26 protein-coding genes and 3 pseudogenes are annotated in these 26,174 nt (G+C 39.9%); 17 read left to right on the top strand and 12 right to left on the bottom strand.

Annotation, left to right across the window (positions count from 1 at the left end):
- Nucleotides 1-24: 24 nt before the first annotated feature.
- Entirely contained in the window at nt 25-1,155 is a 1,131-nt protein-coding gene (locus F6K40_RS24525; protein ID WP_293139711.1) for a hypothetical protein, read from the bottom strand.
- A gap of 55 nt (nt 1,156-1,210) precedes the next feature.
- Between F6K40_RS24525 and F6K40_RS24520 the strand changes: the two genes are divergently transcribed.
- From F6K40_RS24520 to F6K40_RS24465, 13 genes and pseudogenes are all read left to right on the top strand, one after another.
- Nucleotides 1,211-1,774, top strand: coding sequence for a hypothetical protein (locus F6K40_RS24520; RefSeq protein WP_293139710.1), 564 nt, complete (start codon nt 1,211-1,213; stop codon nt 1,772-1,774).
- Nucleotides 1,775-1,990: 216 nt separating this feature from the next.
- Nucleotides 1,991-2,092 (top strand): annotated as a pseudogene (locus tag F6K40_RS41020) (helix-turn-helix domain-containing protein); the annotation flags it as partial.
- A gap of 66 nt (nt 2,093-2,158) precedes the next feature.
- Entirely contained in the window at nt 2,159-2,440 is a 282-nt protein-coding gene (locus tag F6K40_RS24515) for a transposase (protein ID WP_375340597.1), read from the top strand.
- Between the two features lie 20 nt (nt 2,441-2,460).
- A complete protein-coding gene (locus F6K40_RS24510; protein WP_293139713.1) occupies nt 2,461-2,607 on the top strand; it encodes a hypothetical protein in 147 nt (48 codons plus the stop codon).
- Nucleotides 2,549-2,968, top strand: coding sequence for a zinc ribbon domain-containing protein (locus F6K40_RS24505; RefSeq protein WP_293139709.1), 420 nt, complete (start codon nt 2,549-2,551; stop codon nt 2,966-2,968). The genes F6K40_RS24510 and F6K40_RS24505 overlap by 59 nt, the downstream gene beginning before the upstream one ends.
- 67 nt (nt 2,969-3,035) lie before the next feature.
- A complete protein-coding gene (locus F6K40_RS24500) occupies nt 3,036-4,043 on the top strand; it encodes a hypothetical protein (RefSeq protein WP_293139708.1) in 1,008 nt (335 codons plus the stop codon).
- A 25-nt stretch (nt 4,044-4,068) separates the two neighbouring features.
- Nucleotides 4,069-4,581, top strand: a complete 513-nt coding sequence (locus F6K40_RS24495) for a hypothetical protein (protein WP_293139707.1) — start codon at nt 4,069-4,071, stop codon at nt 4,579-4,581.
- 125 nt (nt 4,582-4,706) lie between these two features.
- Nucleotides 4,707-4,970 carry a hypothetical protein gene (locus tag F6K40_RS24490; RefSeq protein ID WP_293139706.1) on the top strand — a complete coding sequence of 88 codons (264 nt, stop codon included), beginning with the start codon at nt 4,707-4,709 and terminating at the stop codon, nt 4,968-4,970.
- 90 nt (nt 4,971-5,060) lie between these two features.
- Nucleotides 5,061-5,642 carry a hypothetical protein gene (locus F6K40_RS24485; RefSeq protein ID WP_293139705.1) on the top strand — a complete coding sequence of 194 codons (582 nt, stop codon included), beginning with the start codon at nt 5,061-5,063 and terminating at the stop codon, nt 5,640-5,642.
- A gap of 29 nt (nt 5,643-5,671) precedes the next feature.
- Nucleotides 5,672-6,010, top strand: a complete 339-nt coding sequence (locus F6K40_RS24480; RefSeq protein WP_293139704.1) for a hypothetical protein — start codon at nt 5,672-5,674, stop codon at nt 6,008-6,010.
- Nucleotides 6,011-6,028: 18 nt separating this feature from the next.
- Nucleotides 6,029-6,244 carry a hypothetical protein gene (locus tag F6K40_RS24475; protein WP_293139703.1) on the top strand — a complete coding sequence of 72 codons (216 nt, stop codon included), beginning with the start codon at nt 6,029-6,031 and terminating at the stop codon, nt 6,242-6,244.
- A 44-nt stretch (nt 6,245-6,288) separates the two neighbouring features.
- The gene (locus F6K40_RS24470) at nt 6,289-6,822 is read left to right on the top strand and encodes an SDR family NAD(P)-dependent oxidoreductase (protein WP_365672648.1); all 534 of its coding nucleotides are present in this window, start codon (nt 6,289-6,291) and stop codon (nt 6,820-6,822) included.
- 38 nt (nt 6,823-6,860) lie between these two features.
- On the top strand, nt 6,861-7,040 hold the full coding sequence (locus F6K40_RS24465; RefSeq protein ID WP_293139702.1) for a hypothetical protein: 180 nt from the start codon (nt 6,861-6,863) through the stop codon (nt 7,038-7,040).
- Between the two features lie 505 nt (nt 7,041-7,545).
- On the opposite strand, the gene F6K40_RS24460 is transcribed toward F6K40_RS24465, so the two are convergent.
- The 8 genes from F6K40_RS24460 to F6K40_RS24425 form a co-directional block, all read right to left on the bottom strand.
- The gene (locus F6K40_RS24460) at nt 7,546-8,829 is read right to left on the bottom strand and encodes an FGGY-family carbohydrate kinase (RefSeq protein ID WP_293139701.1); all 1,284 of its coding nucleotides are present in this window, start codon (nt 8,827-8,829) and stop codon (nt 7,546-7,548) included.
- Nucleotides 8,830-8,888: 59 nt separating this feature from the next.
- Nucleotides 8,889-9,080 (bottom strand): hypothetical protein, encoded by a 192-nt coding sequence (locus F6K40_RS24455; RefSeq protein ID WP_293139700.1) that lies wholly within the window; start codon nt 9,078-9,080, stop codon nt 8,889-8,891.
- A gap of 43 nt (nt 9,081-9,123) precedes the next feature.
- Complete coding sequence (locus F6K40_RS24450; RefSeq protein WP_293139699.1) at nt 9,124-9,294, bottom strand: hypothetical protein; 171 nt, start codon at nt 9,292-9,294, stop codon at nt 9,124-9,126.
- 133 nt (nt 9,295-9,427) lie between these two features.
- Nucleotides 9,428-10,420, bottom strand: a complete 993-nt coding sequence (locus F6K40_RS24445) for a hypothetical protein (protein WP_293139698.1) — start codon at nt 10,418-10,420, stop codon at nt 9,428-9,430.
- Between the two features lie 188 nt (nt 10,421-10,608).
- Nucleotides 10,609-12,714: a GmrSD restriction endonuclease domain-containing protein gene (locus F6K40_RS24440; protein WP_293139697.1), complete on the bottom strand. Its 2,106-nt coding sequence runs from the start codon at nt 12,712-12,714 to the stop codon at nt 10,609-10,611.
- A 209-nt stretch (nt 12,715-12,923) separates the two neighbouring features.
- The gene (locus tag F6K40_RS24435) at nt 12,924-13,049 is read right to left on the bottom strand and encodes a hypothetical protein (protein WP_293139696.1); all 126 of its coding nucleotides are present in this window, start codon (nt 13,047-13,049) and stop codon (nt 12,924-12,926) included.
- 408 nt (nt 13,050-13,457) lie between these two features.
- Complete coding sequence (rdgB, locus tag F6K40_RS24430; protein WP_293139695.1) at nt 13,458-14,063, bottom strand: RdgB/HAM1 family non-canonical purine NTP pyrophosphatase; 606 nt, start codon at nt 14,061-14,063, stop codon at nt 13,458-13,460.
- A 425-nt stretch (nt 14,064-14,488) separates the two neighbouring features.
- A complete protein-coding gene (locus F6K40_RS24425; RefSeq protein WP_293139694.1) occupies nt 14,489-14,617 on the bottom strand; it encodes a hypothetical protein in 129 nt (42 codons plus the stop codon).
- A gap of 84 nt (nt 14,618-14,701) precedes the next feature.
- On the opposite strand from F6K40_RS24425, the gene F6K40_RS24420 reads away from it, so the two are divergent.
- From F6K40_RS24420 to F6K40_RS24405, 4 genes are all read left to right on the top strand, one after another.
- Nucleotides 14,702-16,138: a TldD/PmbA family protein gene (locus F6K40_RS24420; protein ID WP_293139693.1), complete on the top strand. Its 1,437-nt coding sequence runs from the start codon at nt 14,702-14,704 to the stop codon at nt 16,136-16,138.
- A gap of 544 nt (nt 16,139-16,682) precedes the next feature.
- Nucleotides 16,683-18,422, top strand: coding sequence for a PKD domain-containing protein (locus F6K40_RS24415; protein WP_293139692.1), 1,740 nt, complete (start codon nt 16,683-16,685; stop codon nt 18,420-18,422).
- 671 nt (nt 18,423-19,093) lie between these two features.
- On the top strand, nt 19,094-21,748 hold the full coding sequence (locus F6K40_RS24410; protein ID WP_293139691.1) for a CHAT domain-containing protein: 2,655 nt from the start codon (nt 19,094-19,096) through the stop codon (nt 21,746-21,748).
- A 37-nt stretch (nt 21,749-21,785) separates the two neighbouring features.
- Nucleotides 21,786-22,061 (top strand): hypothetical protein, encoded by a 276-nt coding sequence (locus F6K40_RS24405; RefSeq protein WP_293139690.1) that lies wholly within the window; start codon nt 21,786-21,788, stop codon nt 22,059-22,061.
- 300 nt (nt 22,062-22,361) lie between these two features.
- Here F6K40_RS24405 and selD read toward each other — a convergent pair whose 3' ends face one another.
- The 3 genes and pseudogenes from selD to F6K40_RS41005 all read right to left on the bottom strand — a co-directional run.
- Nucleotides 22,362-23,435, bottom strand: coding sequence for a selenide, water dikinase SelD (selD, locus tag F6K40_RS41015; RefSeq protein WP_365672645.1), 1,074 nt, complete (start codon nt 23,433-23,435; stop codon nt 22,362-22,364).
- Nucleotides 23,436-23,438: 3 nt separating this feature from the next.
- Nucleotides 23,439-23,879 (bottom strand): annotated as a pseudogene (locus tag F6K40_RS41010) (FAD-dependent oxidoreductase); the annotation flags it as partial.
- Nucleotides 23,880-25,103: 1,224 nt separating this feature from the next.
- Nucleotides 25,104-25,817 (bottom strand): annotated as a pseudogene (locus F6K40_RS41005) (FAD-dependent oxidoreductase); the annotation flags it as partial.
- Nucleotides 25,818-26,174 lie beyond the last annotated feature (357 nt).

Here is a 26,174-nt window from a genome sequence, read left to right as displayed (position 1 = left end):
GGCTGTGTGTATAATTGTCAATAGCTATAGCAAACAGGATCTTGTGAAAACCGCACACCCTAGCCCGGCTCTCATCCCGACGCTCCCCTTACGGGAGAGCGCGGGACTTCCCGCCGGGGGAGTTAAATCTAGGGAAATATCAGTGCTTCTTGCTATAATAAGATGAGGATTGCAGACTGAAGGCCAACTGCAACCATCAAATCGCTCGTCGTGAGCCATTCGCACCAGCTCCGCTTCGGACACGGATGAAATCCATTTGCCCAATATTGCGAGTAAATCCCGCCACGCACCCTGGATTGTCCCGTCCCAAGAAGGTTTTACAAGAAGCATATATTGAGTTGTAATACTCCTTCCGTATCCATAATTCCAGGTGGAAGAATAAGGTACTATTATTGTGCCTGAGTATCCAGCTAATTTTCTGTAGCCATTCCCTGGTGGCACGCCCTTTTGTTCAGTTCTTCCATGATAACTGTATATATTTCCATTTCCATTATCTATTGTAACTTTAACTCCTCCCTCGTCTTCAGGAACATATTCGAAAAGATGTTTTTCAACCGTTTTTGCCCACCAATATCCAGCAAGAATAGCATCGTCTGGCAAGGGCATCGGGCTTCCCAGAGACCCACCATCGCCTCCAGGAGGAAGGTTCTCATCCCCTCTTACGTCTTTGCCATTATCTCCGTCGTCGTCCCCTTCCTCCTCTTTACAACCTGGTATCTTTTGGACTTCAGTGTGGGTATAGATGTTATTTATATAGTATTTTTTAATATAAGTACACCCTTCTTTCTCTACTTCAATTTTGTATAGTCCATCGAAGTAGTCTAGTTTACCTCCACCCTCTGCGTTGTATTCAATTCCTACTATTCCGAAACCTATACCGACAGTGCCACCATTATCGTTGCTTACGCTCAGGCCGACACCAAGGACGTCAATCCCTAACTTTATTTTCTCGTTAGTAATGGTGACAGTGTTGTCACCCCAAGAAATAGATATTCCCCACTCAGTCTCAAATTCCTCTTCATCAGTGAATTGTGTTTCACTTTCGTACCCTAGGTCAAGATCACCCAAGTCTAATCCATCATTTGATTCTTTTTTCTTCGATCTTCTAGATCGAGAGTTTGACCTTGACCTTTTTTTTGATAGGTTAGGTGACATGGAATTTAAAGTAGAATAATATTAGTATCTTTACTAGCATCAATAAAGAGGAAAAATGAAGGATCGCATATCAGAACCAGTGTCAGGATATTTTGTTAGAAAGATTCAAACTACTGGTTACACGGAAATTGTAAACTTCCCAGATGTTACCTCCAAGTATCAATCTGCTATAGTTGGCACTAATTATAATTTTAATTATGGCATAAATTTTATGAAATGCTCGTACTATTTACCTGCTTTGACCCCAAAACCTTACCAAGAATATTTACTAACGGATAACACGAGCGTCAGAACGAATAAAGACATAAAATATTCTAGTCTCTATAACGAGACTACTAAAGATAAATTTGGGAGGTATCACGCTGTTAAACTGACGATGTTCGCGAAGGTAGGAGCGACAAGAGACTATTTAGGAGATGTATTGCTTTACAATTCTCTTGTAAGATTAAACCTGCCTTTGATGCAGTACCTATCCAGTCCTGTAATGTCAAGTGATTGTATCATAGAATGCAGAGTTAACGCTTTCTACCAAAATAATGAAATTATTGTCAGCGGTAGCTATTCAGGAAATATGAACTACACATTTGATACAGGGGCGTCGCTGCATGACTTTGTGTAGATAAGCATACTTTTATCTCATTATAAAACTTTATCTAAATATAAATATTGGTAGAAGACCCGCCCTCTCCCCCGGGGGAACGTCGGGATGAATACCAACCCATGCTATAGTATAGTAACTAATATTAGTAACGGGTCGATAAAATTGAAGGCCAGGTACAAATATCGCATCTATCCCAACCATATTCAAATAACGCGGATTCATTAACTATTTGGTTGTTGTAGATATGTTTGGAATAATACATTAGCACATTGCAATCAACTATACTCTAGCAACAAAAATAAACCTAGCTATGTGGACTTAACTAAACAATTTTGACAATAATCAAAGAGGTAGGCAAATCTTTATTTTGCTAGTTTTGTAGTAGATATAAATCCTGAGTCTTTGCCTAAAACTAATAATTCAATAGAAATTGATTTGGGGATTTCGACTTTTGCAATTTTGAGTAATGGAGGTAAAATTAATGCTCCAAAACCTCTCAAGCAAAACCTTAAGAAACTGGCTAACTTCCAGCGTAAATTTGCTCGTACTGAAAAAGGAAGCAAGCGTCGTGAAAGACGTAGATTAAAAGTAGCTAAACTTCATACTAAAATCAAAGACATTCGCACAGATTTCCTGCACAAACTGTCAACTGATTTGGTCGAAAAAACGACATTATTGTGTTAGAAAATTTGAATGTTTCTGAGATGGTTAAAAACCGCAAATTAGCAGAGGCAATCTCAGATTTAAGTTGGAGAGAATTCAGGACTTTAACTGAGGCTAAGTGTGATAAATATGGTAGGGAATTTAAGGTTATTTATAGATGGGAAGCTACAAGTCATGCATTGTTCTAATTGTGGCTTTAAAGGTGGTGAAAAAGAGCTGAACATTAGAGGATGGACTTCTTTGAATTGTGGTCTATCCCATGATAGAGATGTAAACGCTGCTATTGATATCTTGGAAGTGTTTAAACCAAAAGCCAAGGTTGAAATATTTGAAGAAACAGTAACAGAGAATCCAGTACTTCTTGCGGAAGAGCTACACTATCAACTATCACTTTTCAATGAAGTCGCCGTTCGCGTAACGTCCCGGAGGGAAGGGGTACTGGTCGATTATTTATCGGACACGGAGGAAGCGTCAGGCTGGCTTGCCAGCAGATTCCATAACGTGTCAACCTACTCTGAGTCATTTGTTCAGCTTAGTCTCTTCGAGTGATGGATGGGAATTCCTCGCTGTCTCGTAAGAGCAACATTGGGAGGATGTCAATACAGAATAGAATATTATGGCTATAACTATAAACAGAAATGAATTTAGATCGCTTAATGTGAGACAACAAGTCACTGGGGGGTCTGGAATTAGGCAAGTCCAAAGCTTTGACCAGTTAATCTCAACTGGTGATTTCTTCTCAAACCTTTTCTCCGCTTTCAAGGGTTTTCTTGTAAATGCCGGGCGAGCGATCGGCAATATGCTTAAATTTAGCGCTACTCAAATTGTCGAGTGGTTCCTGGAAGGAAGTTCTTTCATTTGGAATTTTAATTGGGATATCAGTGATGAGCAGATAGATCAGCAGATACAAAGTATGTGGAATGCTTTTGAGACTAGAGTTTTTGGTATTTTAGGGAAAAACATAGGCAGTCTTGCAGCAGTAGGACTAGGTAGCGCAGTTGCCTTTTATATCAATCCTTATTTGGCAAAATTGCTTGTGGCTCAAATAGCCGACGATCTTTTTTTAGAGCTATTGACAGATATGAGAGGGCTACTGATACAAGCAGGACGTTCCCTCCTAACCGCTGCGTTTTTATCCACTTATAAAGGTGTCAGGAACCTCATAAAAGAAGCATACAAGAATCCTAAGATAAAAGCACTCGTCACAAAAATGGGTATTTCGGAAAAGGCTGTTAATAGTTGGGGAGACAAGAACGTTGAGGACTGGAGCTTCGCAGAAAAAGAGCAGCAATTTTACGAATCCATTAATAACGAGCAATTACGAAACAATATAGAAGAGTTTGTGGAGGAAGCTAGGGACGGCTTTAGCGACACTGCTTTAAACATGGCTAGTATCTGGGATGCAATGCAGTTTCAGAACGCTGACCGTGAACAACAAACGCTTATATACCAACCCGATAGATCACAGAGTGAAGAGTTCTATGTTCACGGTAACAGCGAACAAATATTAAGTCAAGTAATGACAATCAATTCTACTCTAGAAGTTGTGAACAATCGCGCGCGATATTGGGCTGGTTGTTACCACCGAGGACGACCAGCCAATTATCGGAAACAACGGTATTGAAGTAGAATTCCATTTTTACTCTACTTTGGATAAACCATGGGGAAAAGAAAACAGGAAGAAATTAGCCACCGCAAAGCTTAGAGTGCCTAATATAGCTCGTGTTAAATTGTCATGGGAAAGGCTCGAAGAGTTATTTCGGCCTAGCGCGTTTACCGACGGCGACTTCAAAGGAATGATGGATCTTGAAAATGGCAGACAACTTGTGGTGAGAGGAGCTACCAAACAGGAATGTAAGGAGATGCTGAGGAAATTTCAACAGCTAACGTCGCTTAACCCCGTGGGCACTCCTGAGTTTACTGAGAGGGATGGTCAGGCTACAAGCAGATGGAAGCCTAGGAAAAAACAACTGATGTATCTTAGCCATTTTTATGTAAGAAATTTTCCTAGGGCTACAAAATATGAAGAGCTTGGTCTGACCACTGAGGCAAAACAAAGTATTTCCAGAAGGTTTAATTTTGGAGATAAGAGTAAGCCCGTAAATTTCGATCTTTTATTAAATGAGGCATTGTCCACTTCTATCTCATTATCAGATCCGTAGAGGTGGAGATGAATTGCTACAATATTGTAGCAAGCCTTATTTATTTCAAAAGCTTGTCATACAGAGTTTTAGCGAGTTAGTATTAGGGTGTTCAGTAGCAATATATGAAGTAAAGGATATCCAATATGGCAGCACCAATAAATCTATCAATGGCGACAACCTTTGAAGGACAACTCGCTATGTGCATAGAACACGCGACGACGTTACAGGCTGACACAGACCCTGATACAGGTACAAATAAGGACTGCGTGCAGGTTATCATCGCAAAGAACCTTAACAACCAAACTGGCCTGGAGACTTCAACTGTGGCACAGACTATGTTGACCGATTTAGCTGCGAATGGCTATGTAAGCACAGCACAAGAGGTGTTTTATCCAAAAGTAGGGTAATAACTTTCTTGTTAATGAAGACTGATGAATCGGACGTCTTCATTGACAAACTGAATAGCAAAAAAGAACAATCAATAGGGGTAAGACAAGATGACTGGAAGAGCGGCAAATAAAGATGCCGGGGTAGGTTCGTCAAAAAATGCCATCATTACAGCAGCTAAATTAGCTTATAAGAGAAAGAGAAGGATCAGCCTAGAAATTCTAATAGCAGTTGACAGGTTTGTAGAGATTGAAATCCCTACTCCATTCGCTAAAGCTCTAGGGATATCGTCAGAGGCAATTTTAGAGACACAAATAACAGCGTTAGGCGTTACCGATACAATTAAAAGATTTGAGGCAGCGAAGTCGAAGACCGAGGAAAACACAGTATCGAAAAGAGCGGGATGGGCTAATACTAGAGATACAGAATCTACTCCTCTCTCTCAGACAATAATGGGGACACAATACTCAGTGAAACTCCATACTCCGATCAAGAACAAAAAAGGAGGTAAGTTTCGTTCTTGGTACTCTGTCCGTGTGCCTCAAGCAGTCTCTATAGCTGCTTTTAGCTTATTTATAGCCAGATTTGCTACAGCGGATAAAATGCCTCTAGGATTCACTCCTCAATCAGGGAAAAGGCTGTACTATCCTTGGGATAGTACAGAGGGATTAACAAAGATCGTTGCAAAATAAAGACAGTTAAGCGGGCACTGGTAGAAACAGTGATTATTAAAGTAATGTGGACTTTAAAAGAAATTAGATCATTAACGTCTAATAGTCCTTATGAATCAATAATCCATGAGGTTGCCGATCTTCTCGTTAGAGTAGAAGTAGCAGCTAAACCTACCTGGGTTTACGCTGGCAGAATTTACGTGAGCGATGTTAGCGATACTATTCCTACTGGGCTGATTGCAAGGGGGTTACAATTAGGGGTAAGAGAGCTGATTCGCGTAGGCAACATTATTCAGTACCTACCGTCTTCAGTAATGAAGGTGAGTTATTATCCCAAGAAGTGGATCGCTGAATATGGGTATAGCATAGGTATATGGCAATGGACGTAAATAGCAATCTTAAAAAAAATGGAGCATCTGATAGAATTATTGAGAGGGATAGCGATCGAAGGGCTTGAAATATCCTCGATCGCTGGAGTTACTTGGTGGGCGAGTCAAATATCAAATAAAGTCGATTCACTCCCCGACAGAGAGGATGTAGATCAGCTCCAGATAAAAGTGAGGGATATGGAAACTTTTCTCAAAAAAGAGAATGGCTATAGCCCTGTCGATCTCGATTTTTAAGGATATTCTTGTTTTTGCATTTACAGTCCTAATCTCTTTTTTCGATAGGCGTAAAGATTCTTGTCAATGCTGCTGGAATTGCTTATGAGCATCAAATGTGCAATCATCCTGATGAAGAGTGGTATAAGGTCATAGATATTAATCTCAATGGTATCTATCGTACTACTAAGCTATGTTTTCCAGGAATGATAGAACGGAAATGGGGTCGTATTATTAATATTGCCTCAACTTCTGCTTCAATAGGCGCTCCGCTTCACGCTGCTTACTGCACTTCTAAAGCAGCAATTCTTGGACTCACTCGCTGTGTTGCTTTGGAAGGGGCACTTTATGGGGTATCTTGTAACTCAATTAGTCCCGGTTGGGTAGAAACTAAGTTAGCGGAAGGAATGATCGGACGACTTTCCCAAATTGAAGGTCGAACTGCTACTGAATATTTAGAGGAAATTAAGGAAAGCTATCCTCAGAAGAGAATTATACAACCACAGGAAATTGGGGCAGTGGCTGCTTTCTTGTGTCGTGATGAGGCATTGGGTATTACCATGCAGGATATAACTGTATCAGCAGGTTCCCTGTGGTAAAAAAATTGGTGGTGGTGCTGAGGAATGGTAGAGAGAGTGTGGGAGGTGTGGGAGGTGTGGGAAGTGTGGGAGGTGTGGGAGGTGTGGGAAGTGTGGGAAGTGTGGGAAGTGTGGGAAGTGTGGGAAGTGTGGGAAGAAATTACAAAACTTATGTATCTTCGCCATTCCTCAGCAGGACTACCAAAAAATTGAGAGTGTGGGAGGTGTGGGAAATGTGAGAAAAAACTACACAAGACATCTGTGATAATCAAAAATAAAATCAATTATTATTGATCAAGTATATCAAATCCGGGCGTTGGTGAAGCGCGTGTGTGATATTAACCTTAATTATTTAGGAGTCAGGAGTCAGGAGTCAGGAGTCAGGAGGAAAGAAAGAAGAAGAAAGATATAGTAGAGGGAAGTAGAGGGAGAAAGTTTTTTTTTGCGCTCTTATCCAGACAAGAAATCATACCTCAAATCACCAACGCCCAAATCCGGTAGCATCGGTATAATTATATCATGTCCGGTTTCCCTATTACCGAAAAATTTTGGTTTAAAGCCTCCCCTTGGATAGGGGATAATAAATACAGGACTTACGCAAATTCTTAGACAACACGCTATCTGTAGGGGGCGAATGCCATTCGCCCCTACTAGGTATGGCGGTTCTGCGTAAGTCCTGAAATAAAAATTTTCATAATTAGTCAATCCTATCGGTTTCAAGGAGAGGTAATTATTAATTATTCATTATTCATTATTAATTGTTGAATGACTACTTGCTAAAATAGCACTACCATAAGCTGCATCAGTATAAACAGCTTTAATTGTAGGTACTCCTAAATATCGTCCCCGAATTTCTGAAAAAGTAGGATTTTTAGCACCGCCTCCAGCAGTATAGACTTTAGTCAGGGTAGCTGCGCTTAATGCTTGCAACAATTCATAACCTCGTAATTCAATTTTGGCAATACCTTCAAGCAAACCATGAAGAAACAGTATGGGATTTTCTGGTCTAGGTTCTAATCTTGGCAGTAATTCTGGATCGTTAATAGGGAAGCGATCGCCCTTGTGCAACAAAGGATAATAATCTAACCCACTTTCAACATTAGGATCTATTTGCTTGCTGAAACTTTCCAACTCAGCATCAGAAAAAAAATGTCGTAAAACAGCACCCCCAGTATTAGAAGCACCACCGACTAACCATAAGTCTCCGAGACGATGACTATAAATGCCATATTTAGCATCATCAACTCTAGTACGACTCAAAAGTTTTAACACCAGAGTCGAACCCAAAGAAGTTACTGCTTCTCCCGGAGTATTAGCACCACTAGCGATAAAAGCAGCAATGCTATCTGTCGTACCCCCACAAACAACACATTCAGGAGACAGACCAAAACTATTAACAACTTCTGGAGTAACATTTCCCACTATTGCACCTGGTGTAACTACTTCTGGTAACTGGATATTTTTCCCAACTTCAGAATTAACAAAATTAGTTAACCAGTCTGGGTAAGATAAGTCGCCCACATCATAACCCAGTTTCAAAACATTGTTATAGTCGCTCACCCCTAGTTTTCCATGAAGCAAAAACCCTAACCAGTCAGCTTGATGCAAAAAATAATAAGTTTGATTTGACAGAGAAATATTTTCAATCAACCATAACAACTTTGCGAAACTAGAAGTCGCACTAATAACAGGATGATTATCTGGAGCAATACTTTTCAACTTATCCATCATTGTCACTCCCCTGCTGTCGTTGTAAAGGAGCGCTTCAGTCACAGGTTTACCATAACTATTGGACAATAGTACAGTTGCCGAAGTACCATCAATAGCGATCGCTCGAATCTCCCCTCGTATTTCCTGGGGAATATTGTTTAGGAGATGAAATAAAGCTTTTTGCCAAACATGAGGCAATTTATTTTCCTCAGCAGTTTCCCAAACGTACTGCGTTTGTGCTTTAACCTGGAGATTAGAGTCAATAACTACAGCGCGCGCTCCCGAAGTGCCAAAATCAAGTCCTAAGAATAAGTTCATTGTGAGTAAATGTTTGCTATAATTTAAGATACGTTAGTATATGCAAAAACTAAGACGTCTTAGTTTTTAGTAAGTTGGTTAAATAAAACATGAATAAAAGCCTTAGTTGCATCATAACTGGTAGCAGTATGCCAGTCAACCTCTCCTCCCGACAAAATTTTGGTTTGAGGCATACTGGGTTTGTACTTTACAGCGCTTTTCAGATTAATGAACCACACCGGCACAACAAAAACCTTGTAGGGACGTTCCATGGAACGTCCCTACTGTGGTGTACTGACATGAAAACTGCTGTAACTAGAAAATTCGAGTCAATAACCACAGAACGCGCTCCAGAAGTACCAAAATCAAGCTAATAACTGGATGATTAGAAGGGGCAATACTTTTCAATTTCTTCATCATTGTCATTCCCCTGCTGTCGTTATCAAGAAGCGCTTCAGTCACAGGTTTACCATAACTATTGGACAATAGTAAAGTTGCCGAAGTAGCATCAATAGCGATCGCTCTCTGGTCAAAAAGCTTATTATTTATTTGTCACTAACCAGTTCTGATGCTACTTCCTTAAGGTAGTTTCGGGTATCAATAAGCAAAAGCTTATTATTTATTTGTCACTAACCAGTTCTGATGCTACTTCCTTAAGGTAGTTTCGGGTATCAATAAGCAACTGAATTGCTTCATTATTAATATCAAGTTCATGCTTGCCGTAGGAAACTATTCCTTTGTCAAAAAATGGCTTATGGTCAAAAACTGATAAAGCATCAGGATCGGGTTTTCCACGAACTAAACCCAGTGCTCTATCTTCAATATGTTCATAGGCATCTCTGATTTTTTTGATAGCAGAAAGTTTATTTTTAACCGAAGCGGGAAACCTGGTATTTAGAGAAAAGTGTTGCTCTAACTGTAAAGCCATTTGTAAAGCTCGGTTCATTGCCACAATAAAAACTTCTACAAAACCGATGATTTCATAAATAAGGTTGCGTATTCTAATCCCATAGTCTACTGAATTTAGCTCATTAAATCTATCTATTAAAATCATAAGATTTCCATGAGAAGCATCTAATCTTCTTGCCGCAGCTAACAAAAAACGTGACTCTTTCTCTGGTGGTGTCTTTCCTCCTAACATTGGAAATACTGATAGAACAGTCCAAACTGTATTTGTAATATTAGCGTAACCATCCTCAAATTTATTAGCAACACTAGCGTCAATGCTGTCTACTGAAATAACTAACTTACTAGCCCGAAGTACAAATTTATCTCCTCGTCTAAGTTGTGGTGCTATACCTGTATCTTGCTCGTCAGGAAGCAATGTTCGACCATAAACTGTAGAACCTTCACGTCCATCAGGAACAACTCTGACCCAAGTTAATATGTCATCTTTTCTTCCCACTTCTCCGGTAGTGTGCAAAGTAGCACAATAAATAGGTTTTGTGATGTCTAACTTTTCCTTCTCAGGATCGAATTTGACTGTTTTACCTGTATCTAGCTCATTTTCCCCTAAAGGTCTGACGAAAATGGTTGAACCTTCTCGTCCTTCTTCTACCACCCTAATATTTTCACCGCTATCCAGCGTCACAAAATTGATTTCCTGCTGCATTTTTTATTTGCCTCATAAACATTAATTTTCAGTTAATATTACATTGTAATACATAAACAAAAATGCAAGATGTAGTATTTGCCGAACAATAGAAGAAAATATTTCATCGGGTAGGTTCATTGTGATATTAGGCATAGATTTTTGGTGTTAATTATCATGTAATTTTTTTCTGGCTTATATTGATAATTTTATACCTTATAAAAATCTCTAGTCAAAACTATAAAATCATTGGCAGAAATTTTTCTAGTAACCTGAACAAACCATGACCAAGTAGAACGATCACCACGCCCTAAAAAAGCATCTAACTTATTCCTTAAATCTTCATCCAAGACTACAGGATTATCCAAATATAAACAAGGTTTTTCTAACTCAAAAACCCAAGGATACCTATCAGAATTAAAAATTTTAGGATGAGTTGATTTTTCTGGTTTACTTTTAACTAAAGCATGAGCAACAATACCCTTCCCAGAGGCATAAAAACAAATATTATCCCCAGACTTAATACTTTTTCGACCAGGAGTTTTATCTCCAAAAGCATAAATCTTTTCTTCACCAACCAAAAACTTAATTTGCTCAGAAGCAGAACGTTCCTCATTAGCAGCAACCGGAGTTAACCAATATGTCACCTCATCCTCAGAAACAGCTTCCAACTGCTCAATAGGTTCAGCCAAAGAAACAATTTCTTGTAATTTTTTTTGCATAACTTTCTGACGAGAATTTATAAAACTAATAAAATCATTATTTTGCATCGCTGCATATCCATTCTCATCAATAAAATGACTAGCTAAAGTTTCTAAAAGCTGCTCTTCATTACCACCATGTTTAGCCAAACAATCATCTAAAAAATCCGCTGGAAGTTTATTAGTTTTACACCTATTAGTTGCTTGAGAAATTAAAGTTCGGTTCAGAATACTATTAACAAAATCATACTTTTGATAACGGGACTTAGGAAAAATATGGTCATCTTGACACTTATTAATTTCCGCAGGTTGCCCTGTTAAAAAATCCTTAGAACCTTCACAGGCAATTAACCCCATTAATCCTTTATATAAAGTCTCAGCCTTTAAATCAAAACTTTGAACAGATAATTTTTGCAACCATTCTGGTGGATTTCCCTGATTATCTATCCATCTACCAATATTTTGAAAATCATTATAAATTTTGCTATCTACAGCATTTTCATAACGCTGTCCTAAAATACATCCCCAATACCAACAATCTAACTTTTGGTAAGCTTCAGCACCAGCAGAAACTCGATTTATTTTATTTAATAAAGCAGCCAAAGGAATAATTAAAGTAGTATAGGGAATCCACCTAGAATCAAAGGCTCCATACACATTAACTAAACGTTGATAAGCTGTTACTATTGAGTTGACTGCTTCATGCCATAACTTTTCAAATAATTCACCTTCTATTTCTCCTGTCATTCTTAATAAGTTACCTTTTTTTGGTTCTTTACCTTGCCTCAAAGCAATTAGTCTCAGTAAAAATTCAGGTTTAATTAAAGCGGTAACTTGCTGATAATTATTTTGAACTTTATCCCATAAATCTCGTAATTTTACTCCTTTTTTATAAAGCTTTGCTACAGCTAAATCAAAAAGAGAAAGACTAAGACCAGTACGATTAATTCGCTCAAAAATATTGACAATATCTTCTTCTCTTGTTTCAGAAGATAAGGAAATAACAGGAACCATAAATTTATCGAGCCTATTATAGATATTTACCAATAATTCTTGTTCTTTATCCCCCCAAATATTTTGTTCTCGATATAGCCACTTATTAAAAGTACCAGAATCTCGCAATAGAGAAAAAGGTAAGGCTTTGTGTTGTTTAACTAATTCATCATATTCTTTTCTTCTACGGCTATCACGTTCAGATATACCTATAACTGCACTTTCTAAATCATTATCTAAAACTGACTCTAAAACTAAATAAAAACGATAAGGATTTTTAGCCCCTTTTAGAGGTTGATTAGGTTCATAAAGTGCATAATATAGAGAAGTAATGCGTTGTTGACCATCAAGAACTAATGTCACAGTTTCTGTAACATTAGGTTTCTCTGTCATTCCTTCCACAGATCTAAAAGGAAACATTGGGTTTTTCCTAGGGGTGTCTAACATCAGAAATATTCCGATAAAATAACCCTGCAACAAAGAAGTTAGTAAATCTTGAATGTCATCTTTTTTCCAAACAAAAGACCTTTGGAAATCAGGAATAACAACTTTTCCTGCCACAGCAGATTTAATAATATCTAACAAAATTTTAGGATTTGCTTCTGGTGATTCTAGAAACATAAATATTTTTTATTCTCCCTTCATTTTTAACAATTAGTCAGATAAATATTATCAGGACTTAGGCAAAATATCAAATAATACAGAATTTGTCGCGGTGAATGCCTGTTAACTACTACTAAATATAGTGGTTATGTCTAAGTTCTGATGATCTTCCATAAAATTCTTAGCTCGTTGTCTCACGAACTTCCAAATGCTTTCTGGTAGTTGACTCATGGATGTAGTGGAACCCTCAAACCTTTTTGCAGTGCTACAGCTAAAGCTTCAGATTTCTGCAATAACCTAATTTTGTAAACTTGCATTAATGCCAGGAGTTCGTAATTTTCTGCTTCTGTCAACCCAACTTTTTACTCAATAACAAACTAGCAACACATCGCTTTGATCTGAGGCAATAATATTTCAAAAGCTTGACCGCTATCAACTCCTAGATATAAGCTCATTTAAAACAGATACTTGCTATAATCTAAAATAGGATAATATTTCTAATAACTAAGACGTCTTAGTTTTGATTAGGTAGGGTTAAGCTCGCGAAACTCAACTGACTCAATAACAAACTAGCAAAACATCGCTTTGATCTGAGGCAATAATATTTCAAAAGCTTGACCGCTATCAACTCCTAGATATAAGCTCATTTAAAACAGATACTTGCTATAATCTAAAATAAGATAATATTTCTAATAACTAAGACGTCTTAGTTTTGATTAGGTAGGGTTAAGCTCGCGAAACTCAACCTACTCAATAACAGACTAGCCACACATCGCTTTTATTTGAGGCAGTAATATTTTAAAAGCTTCACCACGATGGGAGAGCGATCGCTTCATTTCAGGAGACATTTCGGCAAAAGTTTTTTCTTCTGAAGGAACATAAAAAATAGGATCGTAACCAAACCCACCATTTCCACGGGGGGAATATAAAATTTCTCCACGGCAAATTCCCTCAGTCTTTAATACTATTGTACCGTCAGGTCGAGCAATAGCTAGAGCGCAGACAAATTGTGCCTGGCGATTAGGGTTATCTGCCAATTCTCTCAAGACTCGCTCTATTTGTTCAGCAACAGTAGGAGCATAACGAGCAGAATAAATTCCGGGTCTGCCATCCAAAGCATCTACAGCTAATCCCGAATCATCAGCGATCGCCCATTTTTCGGTTGCTTTTGCCACTTCACTTGCTTTGAGACAAGCATTAGCTAGAAAAGTTTCCCCAGTTTCCTCAATTTCTAAATCTTTAGGTTTGAGTTCTAATTGGAGATTCAAATCTGTTAGATATTCTTGCATTTCTACAACTTTCCCAGGATTACCAGTAGCTACAACAAGTAATCTAGGAGTTGTTTCTGTGGAAGTAAAGTTTGTCATTTCAGTTATCAGTTACCAGTTATCAGTTATCAGTTATTAGTTATTAGTTAACAGTTATCAGTACCTCCTGTAATAGCTATGCTGTATAGAAGCCATTTGGAATATGAGCCAAAGTGAGAATTTTTGGCAAAGGAGACAGGAGACAGGAGACAGGAGACAGGAGTTAACCCACCCTGAGCAAATCCGAGGAGAGGAACAGGAAGTTAGTAGCGAGAGAAACAGTTGGAGGAAAAAGGTAGAAAAATACCACCATATTCTCCATTTACCCATTTCCCCACCTAATTTTTTAGAGATACCTTCAGGGGTTCTATAAACATTTTTCCCAACAACTCTAATGATAACCCTATAGGGACGTTGCATAACAAAAATGCGTTTCATGTTGCGCAGCAAAACGTCCCTACTTTGTGGTCTAAAATTCTTGATTGTCATCCCCAGACTTCCGACACTTCCGACACTTCCCACCCTTTCGGCACCTCCCACACCTCCCACACCTCCCACCCTTCCCACCCTTCCCACCCTTCCCACCCTTCCCACCCTTCCCACACTTCCCACACTAGACGCCAAATCGGTTGTAATATTAATTATCGTAGGGGTTTGGTCTCCAAACCCCTTTTTTTCACAAATAATTAAAAATATAAATGCTCATATCACTAACTGAAGCTAAAAATCTATTATCAGACCTGCTCGCCGATTATAGTTCTCAAGTAGATTATTTGGCCATTCGCCTAGAAGAATCCCAAGGAACAGATATTCTCTTGCGAGGCCACAAAATAGAAACCCTGAGTGAAGGAATTTCCATTGGCGGTCAAGTCCGAGCGTGCTATAAAGGAGCTTGGGGTTTTGCCAGTTTTAATCAAATATCCACCTTAAAAGATAGAATACAAGAGGCGATCGCTGCTGCTAAACTAATTGGTCAAGAAGAAACTATCTTAGCTCCCATACCAATCATTCAAGCAACTAATGTAGTTTCTCTGACAGGTAAAGACCCCCGTCACATACCTCTAGCTGATAAAAAAGAACTCTGCGAACATTATGGCCAAGTGCTGCGGAGTGTCGATCCTCGAATTGCCACCATATCTGTACGTTATGGAGACAGTACCCAAAAAGTCATTCTAGCGACTTCAGAAGGAACCATCTTAGAACAATCTTGGACAGACATGGAAATGCGCTTTGCTGCTACTGCTAAAAATGGAGAAACTGTACAAACTGGTAGAGAAACTACAGGTTCTCGTAAGGCGTATGAAGATTTAACTAATTTAGACAATCGAGTTCGTAGCGCTGCTGAGAGAGCGGTTAATTCTCTAGCTTTACCCATAGTTCCTGGTAATACTTATACTGTAGTTATTGACCCTATTCTTACAGGTTTATTTGTTCACGAAGCTTTTGGTCATCTTTCAGAAGCAGATATGGTATACGAAAATCCCGATCTATTAGAAGTGATGACTATTGGTAGGAGATTTGGTCCTGAGAATTTACAAATATTTGATGGTGCGAAGGTACCACCTCTACTAAATGCAGAAAAGGGAGAAGTGCATCGAGGTAGTTATATTTATGATGATGAAGGTACTCCAGCAACTACTACTCAATTGATTCAAGATGGCGTTTTGGTAGGGCGTTTGCACTCGCGGGAAACTGCGGGGAAATTGGGGGAAGTAGCTACGGGTAACGCACGTTGTCTTGACTATCATTATCCACCTCTGGTGAGGATGACTAATACTTGGATAGCACCAGGAAAGACTCCTATTTCCGATTTATTTTCTGATATTAAGGAGGGAGTTTATGCTCGCAACTGGTTAGGTGGCATGACTAATGGGGAAATGTTTACTTTTAGTGCCGGAGAAGCTTGGATGATTAGAAATGGTGAGTTAGCAGAACCTGTGCGGGATGTGACTCTTTCTGGAAATGTGTTTAATACTTTGGCTGATATTGAAGCGATCGCTGATGATTTTTATTGGGATGAGTCGGGCGGTTGTGGTAAAGGTGGGCAAGATGATTTACCTGTTGGTTGTGGCGGTCCGAGTTTGCGGATTCGGAATGTTGTTGTTGGGGGTGATGCTTCAGAAGTTAATGGATAATGGATAATTGATAATTGATAATTGATAATTACCTCTCCCTAAAAGGGAGAGGATTGACGCTTAAGGAAAAAACTTATTTCTCGACATGATCTGACTGCAAATTTCAACCAAACTTGAGTCTCTGCGATTTCTTGAAACGGGTGTGTTTACAGCGGTTTTCATAATTAGTAGACCACAGTAGGGACGTTCCATGGAACGTCCCTACAACGTTTTGCTTGTGAAAATATGGTTCATCAATTTGAAAAGCGCTGTAAGCAAAATTTTAAATTATATCATCCCGATAATTAATGTTAGTTGTCGAAGATCGACAATGTTTAAAAATAATTTTGTCAATTTATGCTGAATGTATTGCTATGAATAGCTTTTTAAATTTTTCAGAAAAGTTGTCGATCTTCGACAACTTTTTTTGATATTCGTGGGTTATTATTGAACAATTAATCACACACATAGGCGCATTTTTATTTTACAGAAGCGTTTCTAAATTATTAATGTAGGGGCGAATAAACTTTTACCCCTATATCTAATCTACTTAACGGAGATAATTATGAGCAACCAAAAACATCCTCTAGTCAGTCAAGCAACCTTAGCTGTTGTGACTACTTTCAGTCTATTTTCTGCCTCTGCTGCTAATGCTGCATCCCTCAATGTTCTGTGGTATGGTCAGACAGATGCTTACAATGCCGAAATATCAGAGTTAGCTGCTCTAGCACCAACATTTGATCCAGCAGGAGATGGCAGTTTAAATTGGAATCTCACTTTCTGGAATCCCGAAGATCCTACACCCACCTTTTCTGATTATGATGTTTTGGCGATCGGAACTGGGTCAAAGCGCGGGGTACTTGACTTTGACCCGACTGGAATTTTGAATAACAAAGAGGTGATATCCGAAGCTAGGGGCAACCGCACTTTCTTAACGGGTCAGGATGCTGACAATCACTATACTGGCAACCCTGGTCCTCGTCCTAATGGTCCCCTTGGTTTCTTAATCAATGCCGTTAACTGGGCAGGTAGTGGAGAAGGCATGGGTATTGTTGCTTTGACTGATGGTTGGGGTCCTAGAGACCGTAGAAGTCGGCAGTGGTGGCTAAACGATCGCTCTTTTTTGAAAGATGAATTAGAAGGTTATGTTTCCTACTTTGAAACAAATCGTGTAGTCATTCCCACAGAAACTTCTGACTTTGCAGTGAACGAAGGCTTAACAACTGGAGGTTTAAGTAACTGGCGTGCATCTGCTCATGCTGCTTTCAACAAAAATATTCCTGGTTACTTATCTATTAATGATGCTGGTTCTCGTCCTGGTTATGCCGTTACTATTGTCACTGCTTCCGAAGCTGACGGCGACACTTTAGGACTGGAAACTGTTCCGACGCTTGAATCCTTTTTAATCAACGGTCAGAGTGAAAACATCAATATTTTTGAAGGGGAGTTAGTCTCGGCAACATTATCTGCTACAGATATAGACCAAGATGCTCTCGACGTCTATGTTAATAATCAAAAGTTGAGTACCAATACTTCATCAGGAAGTTCCGGCACCATATCCACAACAGTACAACTCGGTCCCTTTCCAGACGATGGCAGTTACACCCAAACGGCAGAAGTAAGAGACGAAGACGGTGTTGTCAGCGAAACAGTCACCAGAACCGTAAACGTCAAAAACGTAGCACCGACTCTGCAAGGTTTTAACCTCTCCAACTCAGTCATCAACGAAGGCGACTCAGCATTTGCAGAACTATTTGCCACAGATCCTGGTGCTGACTCCATATCCTTTTTCCTGAACGACGAAAACATCGGCACCGATACCCGCACTTCCGGCAACCGTTTAACCAGGACAAATCTAGGAGTATTTGCAGACGATGGCACCTTTACCTACACAGGTCGAGCAAGAGACGACGATGGTGGTATCAGCAACACCCTGACCAGAACCTTAACAGTCAACAACCTCGACCCTATTATTACCAGCTTAACAGAGGATTTCACTATCCGTACCAACACCACATTCGATTTTGCCTCCACGGCGACAGACCCAGGTATTAACGATATTCTCACTTTTGATTGGGATTTCGATGGGGATGGTTTATTCGACGACTTTACAGGCAGCAGCGGCGAATGGTCTTTCTCAAGATCAGGAATTTATGCCATGAATTTGCGAGTTTCAGACGGTGATGGTGGTGTTGCCTTTGCGTCCTTTCAAGCAAAAGCAGTTCCTGAACCTGGTTCAGTTTTTGGTCTGTTAACTCTTGGTGTTTTGGGTGTCGGTTCCCGTCTACGCAAGCGCAAGTTCTAATAAAAAGTTTCTTTAATCTGATGTCTGCTATCAAATCCGGTAGTATCGGTACAATTCAATATTGGGTAGTCCTTTGATGATTGTGATTTATTGTGGAGAAAGGGAACACTTAACTCTTAACTGGAAACAGTAAAGTACCTTCAATTCTTAGTTTCAAAGAAATCATATTCCCTTGAAAATTTGACTTTTTTTAGGATCTCACTACTTGTACACCACTACCGAGGGAGTAGGGGTTTGGTCACCAAACCCCTACGTAATTTTTTGCCAATACTGATAATAGAACCTTATTCTCAGTGTGGCAAGGGAATTTGATGTGCTTTGGATATACACAAATGATACCAGCGGATATGATATAATCAGGACTTACGCAGAACGACTATATCTAGTAGGGGCGAACGGCCGTTTGCTTCGCATACTTCGTAACGCCCCTAAAAATGGTGTATGACTTACAGCAATTTCGGAGGCGCGTGAGGTACAAACTTTTACCACTTTTTGCAGTTCAGGATTCTTGCCTGTAACAAGCAGGATGCTTGAACTGCAAAAACTGTACCTCACGATCCTCATGCATTGCTGTAATATTTTGTGTAAGTCCTGATAATAATATTCAGGAAAGTTCAGATAATGAATCTGATAGCTAACCGCTGAATGCTACTCAAATCTTGGTTAAATATATGCTGAAAATGTGTATTTTTGCTTCTGCATTTCTTGTTCTTCCTTATGCCTTAATTTTGGGATTGAAAATCAAAAAAGTTCAGGCTATTTCTCTGAATAATAATCAAGTTAAAACCAGTCAAATAAATTGGCATCTATTAACTCAAGTATCGACTATATCGGAGAGTATCTTAGAAGCAGAAGCACAAAAACTTTTTGAAAAAGGAGATTTTTATGGCAGTATATTTTTGTTAGAAGCAGCTATTAAGAATTATGCCGATCAAGGTGATGATTATGGTCAGATCAGAGCGCTCAGAAATTTAGGTTTAGTTTATCTAAAACTAGGAGAATGGCAAAATTCAGAAGCAACAATTAATCGCTGTTTTAATCTAATTCAACAAATATCAAATCATCAAAAAACAGCACAACTTACTGCTAGTGTTTTAGAAGTGAAAGGTCAGTTACTATTATCTATTGGTCAAGCAGAAGGGGCTTTAAATACTTGGAAAGAAGCTAGTCAAATTTATCAAGAAATTGAAAATTATCTAGGGTTAACTCGGAGTAATATTAATCAAGCTCAAGCTTTACAAGGATTGGGTTTATATTCTCAGGCATTGAAAAAGTTAGAAAGAGCTAGAGCAAATTTGCAAGACCAGCCAGATACTATAGTTAAGGCAAAAGCATTACAAAGTTTGGGTGATGTACTGCGAGGAATAGGTCAGGTAAAAAAGTCTCAAGAAGTTTTAGAATCTAGTTTGGTAATAGCAGAAAATTTACAAGCACCAGAAGAAATCGCCATAATTTTAATTAGTTTAGGCAATACAGCTATACTTTTAGAAAATCCTGAAGCAGCTAATTTATTCTATCAAGCAGCAATAGAGGAATCTCCTGTAGCAGAAATTAAAATTCAAGGAATGCTCAATCAATTAAACCTATTTGTACAACAAAAACAAGATTTTGCTGCTACAGAATTAGTAAAAAATATTGATGATTTACTGAATCAATTACCAAGTTCTCAAGCTGCTATCTATGCCAGAATTAATCTAGCCAAGAGTTTAATAGAATTACGAGAAATCGTATTGGCAAATGGCAATAATCAACCATTTTATTCGACAGTAAAAATTGCTGATTATTTGGTAAAAGCAGTTCAAGGAGCAAGAAATTTAGGAGACACAAGAGCCGAATCTTATGCTTTAGGTAATTTGGGGAAATTATATGAATATAACCAACAATGGAATGAGGCAAAAGAGTTAACAGAAAAAGCTTTAAATTTAGCTCAAGCTATTAATGCTGCTGATATTGTTTATCAGTGGGAATGGCAATTAGGTCGGATTTTGAAGGCTCAAAAAAATAAAGAAGAGGCTATATTAGCTTATTCTCAAGCAGTAGAAACTATCCGCACTCTGCGCAGTGATATAGTTGCCGTAAGTTCAGAATTAAAGTTTGATTTTCGAGATAGTGTAGAACCAGTTTATCGTCAGTTAGTAGATTTACTTTTAGAACCGTATAAGTCTGCTCAAGATAATACTATTACTCAAGAAAATTTGAGACAAGCACGAAAAATAATTGAAGCTTTACAGTTAGCTGAACTGGATAATTTTTTTCGGAATGCTTGTTTAGATGCTCAACCTGTAGAAATCGATCTGGTAGATAAAAATGCAGCTATTTTCTATACAATTGTTTTGGGCGATCGCCTGGCGGTAATTTTAGCTATACCAGAACAACCTCTGGTTTATTACACAATAAAAATATCAAAGCAAGAAGTAGATTCAACCGTTAAAACTCTGTTGACTGCTTTGACAAATCCTCAAAAACGAATTTTTATAGAAAACTATTGGGAACCTGCTGAAAAAATCTATAATTGGTTAATTAATCCTATTGAAAAACAATTAGAAGATAATCAGATAAAAACTTTAGTATTTGTCTTAGAAGGAAGTTTGCGTAATGTTCCTTTAGCTAGTCTTTATGATGGTAAAAAATATCTAGCTCAGAAATATAATGTGGCGATCGCTCCTAGTCTGGAGTTAATAGATCCTCAACCATTAGCACGAAAGGAACTAGAAATACTAAGCATGGGCATAACTGAAAGTCGTCAAGGTTTTCCACCACTACCCAATGTGAAAAAAGAATTAGAGGATATTAAAATTCAAGCTTCCAGTGAAATTTTACTTAATGAGTCGTTTACAGAAAAGAAAGCTAATACCGAAGTCGCCAACACTACTTATCAAGTAATTCATATAGCAACCCACGGCGAGTTTAGTTCTAATGCTGAAGATACTTTTATTTTGACTTGGGATGACAAAATTAATGTTGAGGAATTACGAAATATGATTAGATCGGGTACTCAGCAAACCCAACCAATAGAATTATTAGTATTGAGTGCTTGTCGTACTGCTACCGGAGATGACCGAGCAACATTAGGGTTAGCTGGAATTGCCGTGAGAGCAGGAGCAAGAAGTACCATTGCCAGTCTGTGGTATGTGAGTGATGAAGCGACTGCTGCATTGATGAAAAATTTATATCAACAGTTAACAAACCCAAAAATTACCAAAGCAGAAGCTTTACGTCGAGCGCAACAACAAATTTTAAAAGATGCTCAAACAGGAATAATAAATCCAGAATTTGAGCATCCCTATTTTTGGTCAACTTTTATTTTAGTGGGAAATTGGTTGTAGGGAATTTAGGAGTCAGGAGTCAGGAGTCAAGGGAAGTGTGGGAAGTGTGGGAAGTGTGGGAAGTGTGGGAAGTGTGGGAAGTGTGGGAAGTGTGGGAAGTGTGGGAAGGGTGGGAAGGGTGGGAAGTGTGGGAAGTGTGGGAAGTGTGGGAAGTGTGGGAAGTGTGGAAAGGGTGGGAAGATACTCGAAAGTAGTGGTACTTAAACATTTTATGGTCGGAAAAATTCCTCAAAGTCTCTCTAGATATGAGAATTACGTCGATGCCCTAAAAATGGCTAGAACCCGTGCTTATTCAATATTTATGCCTTTTTGACGTAAAAGCATTTGCCGGTCTTAATTTGAGCCTGTTTTTTGGGTTTATTTTGTTTAAGTCCCGGTAGGAGGAATAATTGGCACTTGCTGAATAAAGCTAAAAGTTATGATAGCTAAGGTAATGAAGCTTTTTGTATTCAATTTATCTCCTAGTTATTCGGTCTTATTGACTTTAAAACACTGAAATTTTCTGCTGAAAATCAAGAAAATTTCTACACATAAAATGGCCCAAACCGTTGCCTGTCTCCCCCCATCTCCGCGTCTCCGCGTCCCCGTGTCCTACCCCCAGCAACCAATTTATTCAGCAGATCCTAATTGGCAGCATCCCAGTCTCTAATAATAACACTCGCCCGATCGCCCTACTTTCAATATATTCCTGTTGTAGCGCATTCAAACAAACACTCGCCGACTCAGCAGGAACCGTAGCAAGCAACCCACCAGAAGTTTGCGGGTCAAACAACAACGGATAAACATGATGCAAACTCCCCTGTTCCCGATTTTGAATTGATGCAGATAGTTGCAGATTTTCCGGGTACAGAGAACTAAAAATACCTTGTGCTAAAGTTTCAGCTACTCCTGGCAAAACAGGAATAGCTTCCATATCTAACTCCACACCCACTCTTTGCCCTTTCAACATTTCCAATAAATGTCCGACTAATCCAAATCCACTCACATCAGTACAAGCAGTCGCGCCATACTCTAATAACAACTGAGCAGCATTCTGATTAGAAACTAACATCGATCTAATCGCACTTTCAATCCAACGTCCTCTTGCTTTGAATCGCATATCCGCAGCAAATAACGTTCCTGTTCCCAAAGCTTTCGTTAATATCAACACGTCTCCCGGTTGCATCCCTCTCTTGTACAATAGTTTTTCTGGTGATGCTAAACCATTACAGGTGAGACCAAAAGCAAGCTCCTCTCCCTCCGTTGTATGACCACCCATTAACACAGCACCCGCTTGATTCAAAACTTCCGTTGCTCCTAATAATAATTGATATAAACTATCCTCCTGTTTAGTCGGAGCAGCATAGGGAATAGTAGCGATCGCCAATCCACTTTGAGGCATCGCTCCCATAGCAAACAAATCGCTCAAACAATGATTAGCTGTAATTTTTCCTAACAAATAGGGGTCATCCACCAATCCCCGAAAATAATCTATCGTTTGCACCATTACCCTATCCGTTGGCACCCTAACCACTGCAGTATCATCAGGCGTATCCAAACCAATCAAAATATCATCCCTCTTTATTTTCTGGGGAATTTTGTGCAGCACATTCTCCAAAACCCGACTACCAACTTTTGCTCCACAACCAGCACAGTGCATCGGGGAATCTTTCTTTCTGCTTTCTGCTTTTTGCTTTTTGCTTTCCATTGTCAGATTAGAGAATTTATCCATAAATTTACGATCAATCCGGTCTTTCCAACGCCAGAGTAACTGATAAGGACCAAAACCTATTTTGCCACGGGAAGCGATCGCCCGTTCGTCACCAGTACCAATCAAAATCAGGAATTTTTTCTGAGGTATAAATGACTTGAGCGGTTTTCCTAGGAGAGCGCGTTGCAGATTTTCAAATAAAGGTTTTCCCTGGCGCACCGCAAACACCCCAGCTTTGGGGCGAGAATGATTCACCATTGTTGCCACATCTCCTGCTGCAAAAACTTGGGGATGAGAAATTGACTGTAATTTATCATTGACCAAAATAAAACCTCTCGCATCTGTTGCCAAACCTGCTTGTTGTAACCAAGGTGCTGCCGATGCTTGAGTCACCCAAAACAGAATATTGCATTCTACTTCCAACCCTGAATCACAACGAACAATTTTGAGAGTAGAGTATGAAGGATAGGGCGTTTCATTCATTCCCGCATCCGTAGCAAAATCATTGTCAGCATTCATCCGTGCATCCGTGGCAAAATCCGTGTGAGCGACGACATTCCCAACATTTTCCTCTTTACCCAAACCACTATCGCTTGCTGTTGGAGATTGCCCCAAATTCATCCGTGCATCCGTGGCAAAATCACTGTGAGCGAGGACATTCCCAACATTTTCCTCTTTACCCAAACCACTATCGCTTGCTGTTGGAGATTGCCCCGAATTCATCCGTGCATCCGTGGCAAAATCCTTGTGAGCGACGACATTCCCAACATTTTCCTTAGAACCTAAACCACGATCGCTTGCTGTTTGAGATTGCCCCGAATTCATCCGTGCATCCGTGGCAAAATCCGTGTGAGCGACGACCTCCCCAACATTTTCCTCTTTACCCAAACCACGAGCGCTTGCTGTTGGAGATTGCCCCGAATTCATCCGTGCATCCGTGGCAAAATCTGTGTGAGCGACGACATTCCCAACATTTGCCTCTTTACCCAAACCACGAGCGCTTGCTGTTGGAGATTGCCCCGAATTCATCCGTGCATCCGTGGCAAAATCCGTGTGAGCGACGACCTCCCCAACATTTGCCTCTGTACCCAAACCACGAGCGCTTGCTGTTGGAGATTGCCCCGAATTCATCCGTGCATCCGTGGCAAAATCCGTGTGAGCGACGACCTCCCCAACATTTGCCTCTGTACCCAAACCACGAGCGCTTGCTGTTGGAGATTGCCCCGAATTCATCCGTGCATCCGTGGCAAAATCCGTGTGAGCGACGACCTCCCCAACATTTGCCTCTGTACCCAAACCACGAGCGCTTGCTGTTGGAGATTGCCCCGAATTCATCCGTGCATCCGTGGCAAAATCCGTCTGAGCGAGGACATTCCCAACATTTTCCTTAGAACCCAAACCACGAGCGCTTGCTGTTGGAGATTGCCCCGAATTCATCCGTGCATCCGTGGCAAAATCCGTCTGAGCGAGGACATTCCCAACATTTTCCTTAGAACCTAAACCACGAGCGCTTGCTGTTGGAGATTGCCCCGAATTCATCCGTGCATCCGTGGCAAAATCCGTGTGAGCGACGACATTCCCAACATTTTCCTCTTTACCCAAACCACGATCGCTTGCTGTTGGAGATTGCCCCGAATTCATCCGCGTATCCGTGGCAAAATCCGTGTGAGCGACGACCTCCCCAACATTTTCCTCTAAATGCAATACCACGCCACGACTTTTCAAAATTTTCTCAACTTCCTTTCCTACCCAACGATGACGTTCTGGTAATAATCTCGTGCCCCGCTGAAATAGATGCAATTCCAAATTATCAGTAGGTTGTTTAGCATTGCGATAAATCTGATGGAGATGACTTTCCACCGCGAAAGCTAACTCCACACCTCCTGCACCACCACCCACTATTCCGATTCGCATTTTCTGTGTTGGAGACTCAGAAACCATTGTTGTTATCTGATGCCAATAGCTGAGAAATTTTGATATAGGTTTGACTGCAATAGCATATTCTGTTGCCCCCGGTACAGTTAAACTAGCGGGAGTGCTACCAATATCAATGGAAAGTAAATCAAAATTTACAGGGGGACGGTTAGCACAGAGTACCTGATTTTTCTCCAGGTCTAAACCTATAGCGCGGTCTACAAATATTCTAGCGCCTGCAAATTTAGCGAGGGGGCGCAGATCGATGTGACATTGGTCAAAGTTGTATAAACCCGCCACATATCCAGGCAACATCCCGGAATAGGGAGTGTGATATACATCTGTAATGAGAGTTAGTCTAACTCCTGGTATAGGGTTCATGGCAAATTTTCGGATAGCGATCGCATGACTATGACCGCCTCCTATTAACACTAAGTCCGTTTCTGTTGGTATGGATGATTTCATATAATTAGGGAGTAGGGAATAGGGAGTAGTAGAGACGTTGCATAACAAAAATGCGTTTTCCGTTCCGGAATGCTCCGCAAACATGTCACGCAGCGTTTAATGTCAGCTCTTAGCTGAAAACGTCCCTACGGAGTAAAAATGTAGGTTGGGTTGTAGCTTGCTTCCGCGTAGCGGTACGACAGTGTTAGCGGAGCTTCCCGAAGGGAAACCCAACACGCTTGTTATGATTAGCTTTCGCACTCAACCCAACCTACTGGCGTGTCAAGCTTGAAAATGTGGATTAAAAAACCTAACCCCCCAACCCCATTCCCTGCAAGGGAAGGGGGAACATCACTCCCCTCTCGTCGCAGGAGAGGG

Source organism: Okeania sp. SIO3I5, assembly GCF_010672085.1.
In the GTDB taxonomy this organism is placed as follows: Bacteria; Cyanobacteriota; Cyanobacteriia; order Cyanobacteriales; family Microcoleaceae; genus Trichodesmium.
This window is presented reverse-complemented; position numbering and strand designations above follow the sequence as displayed.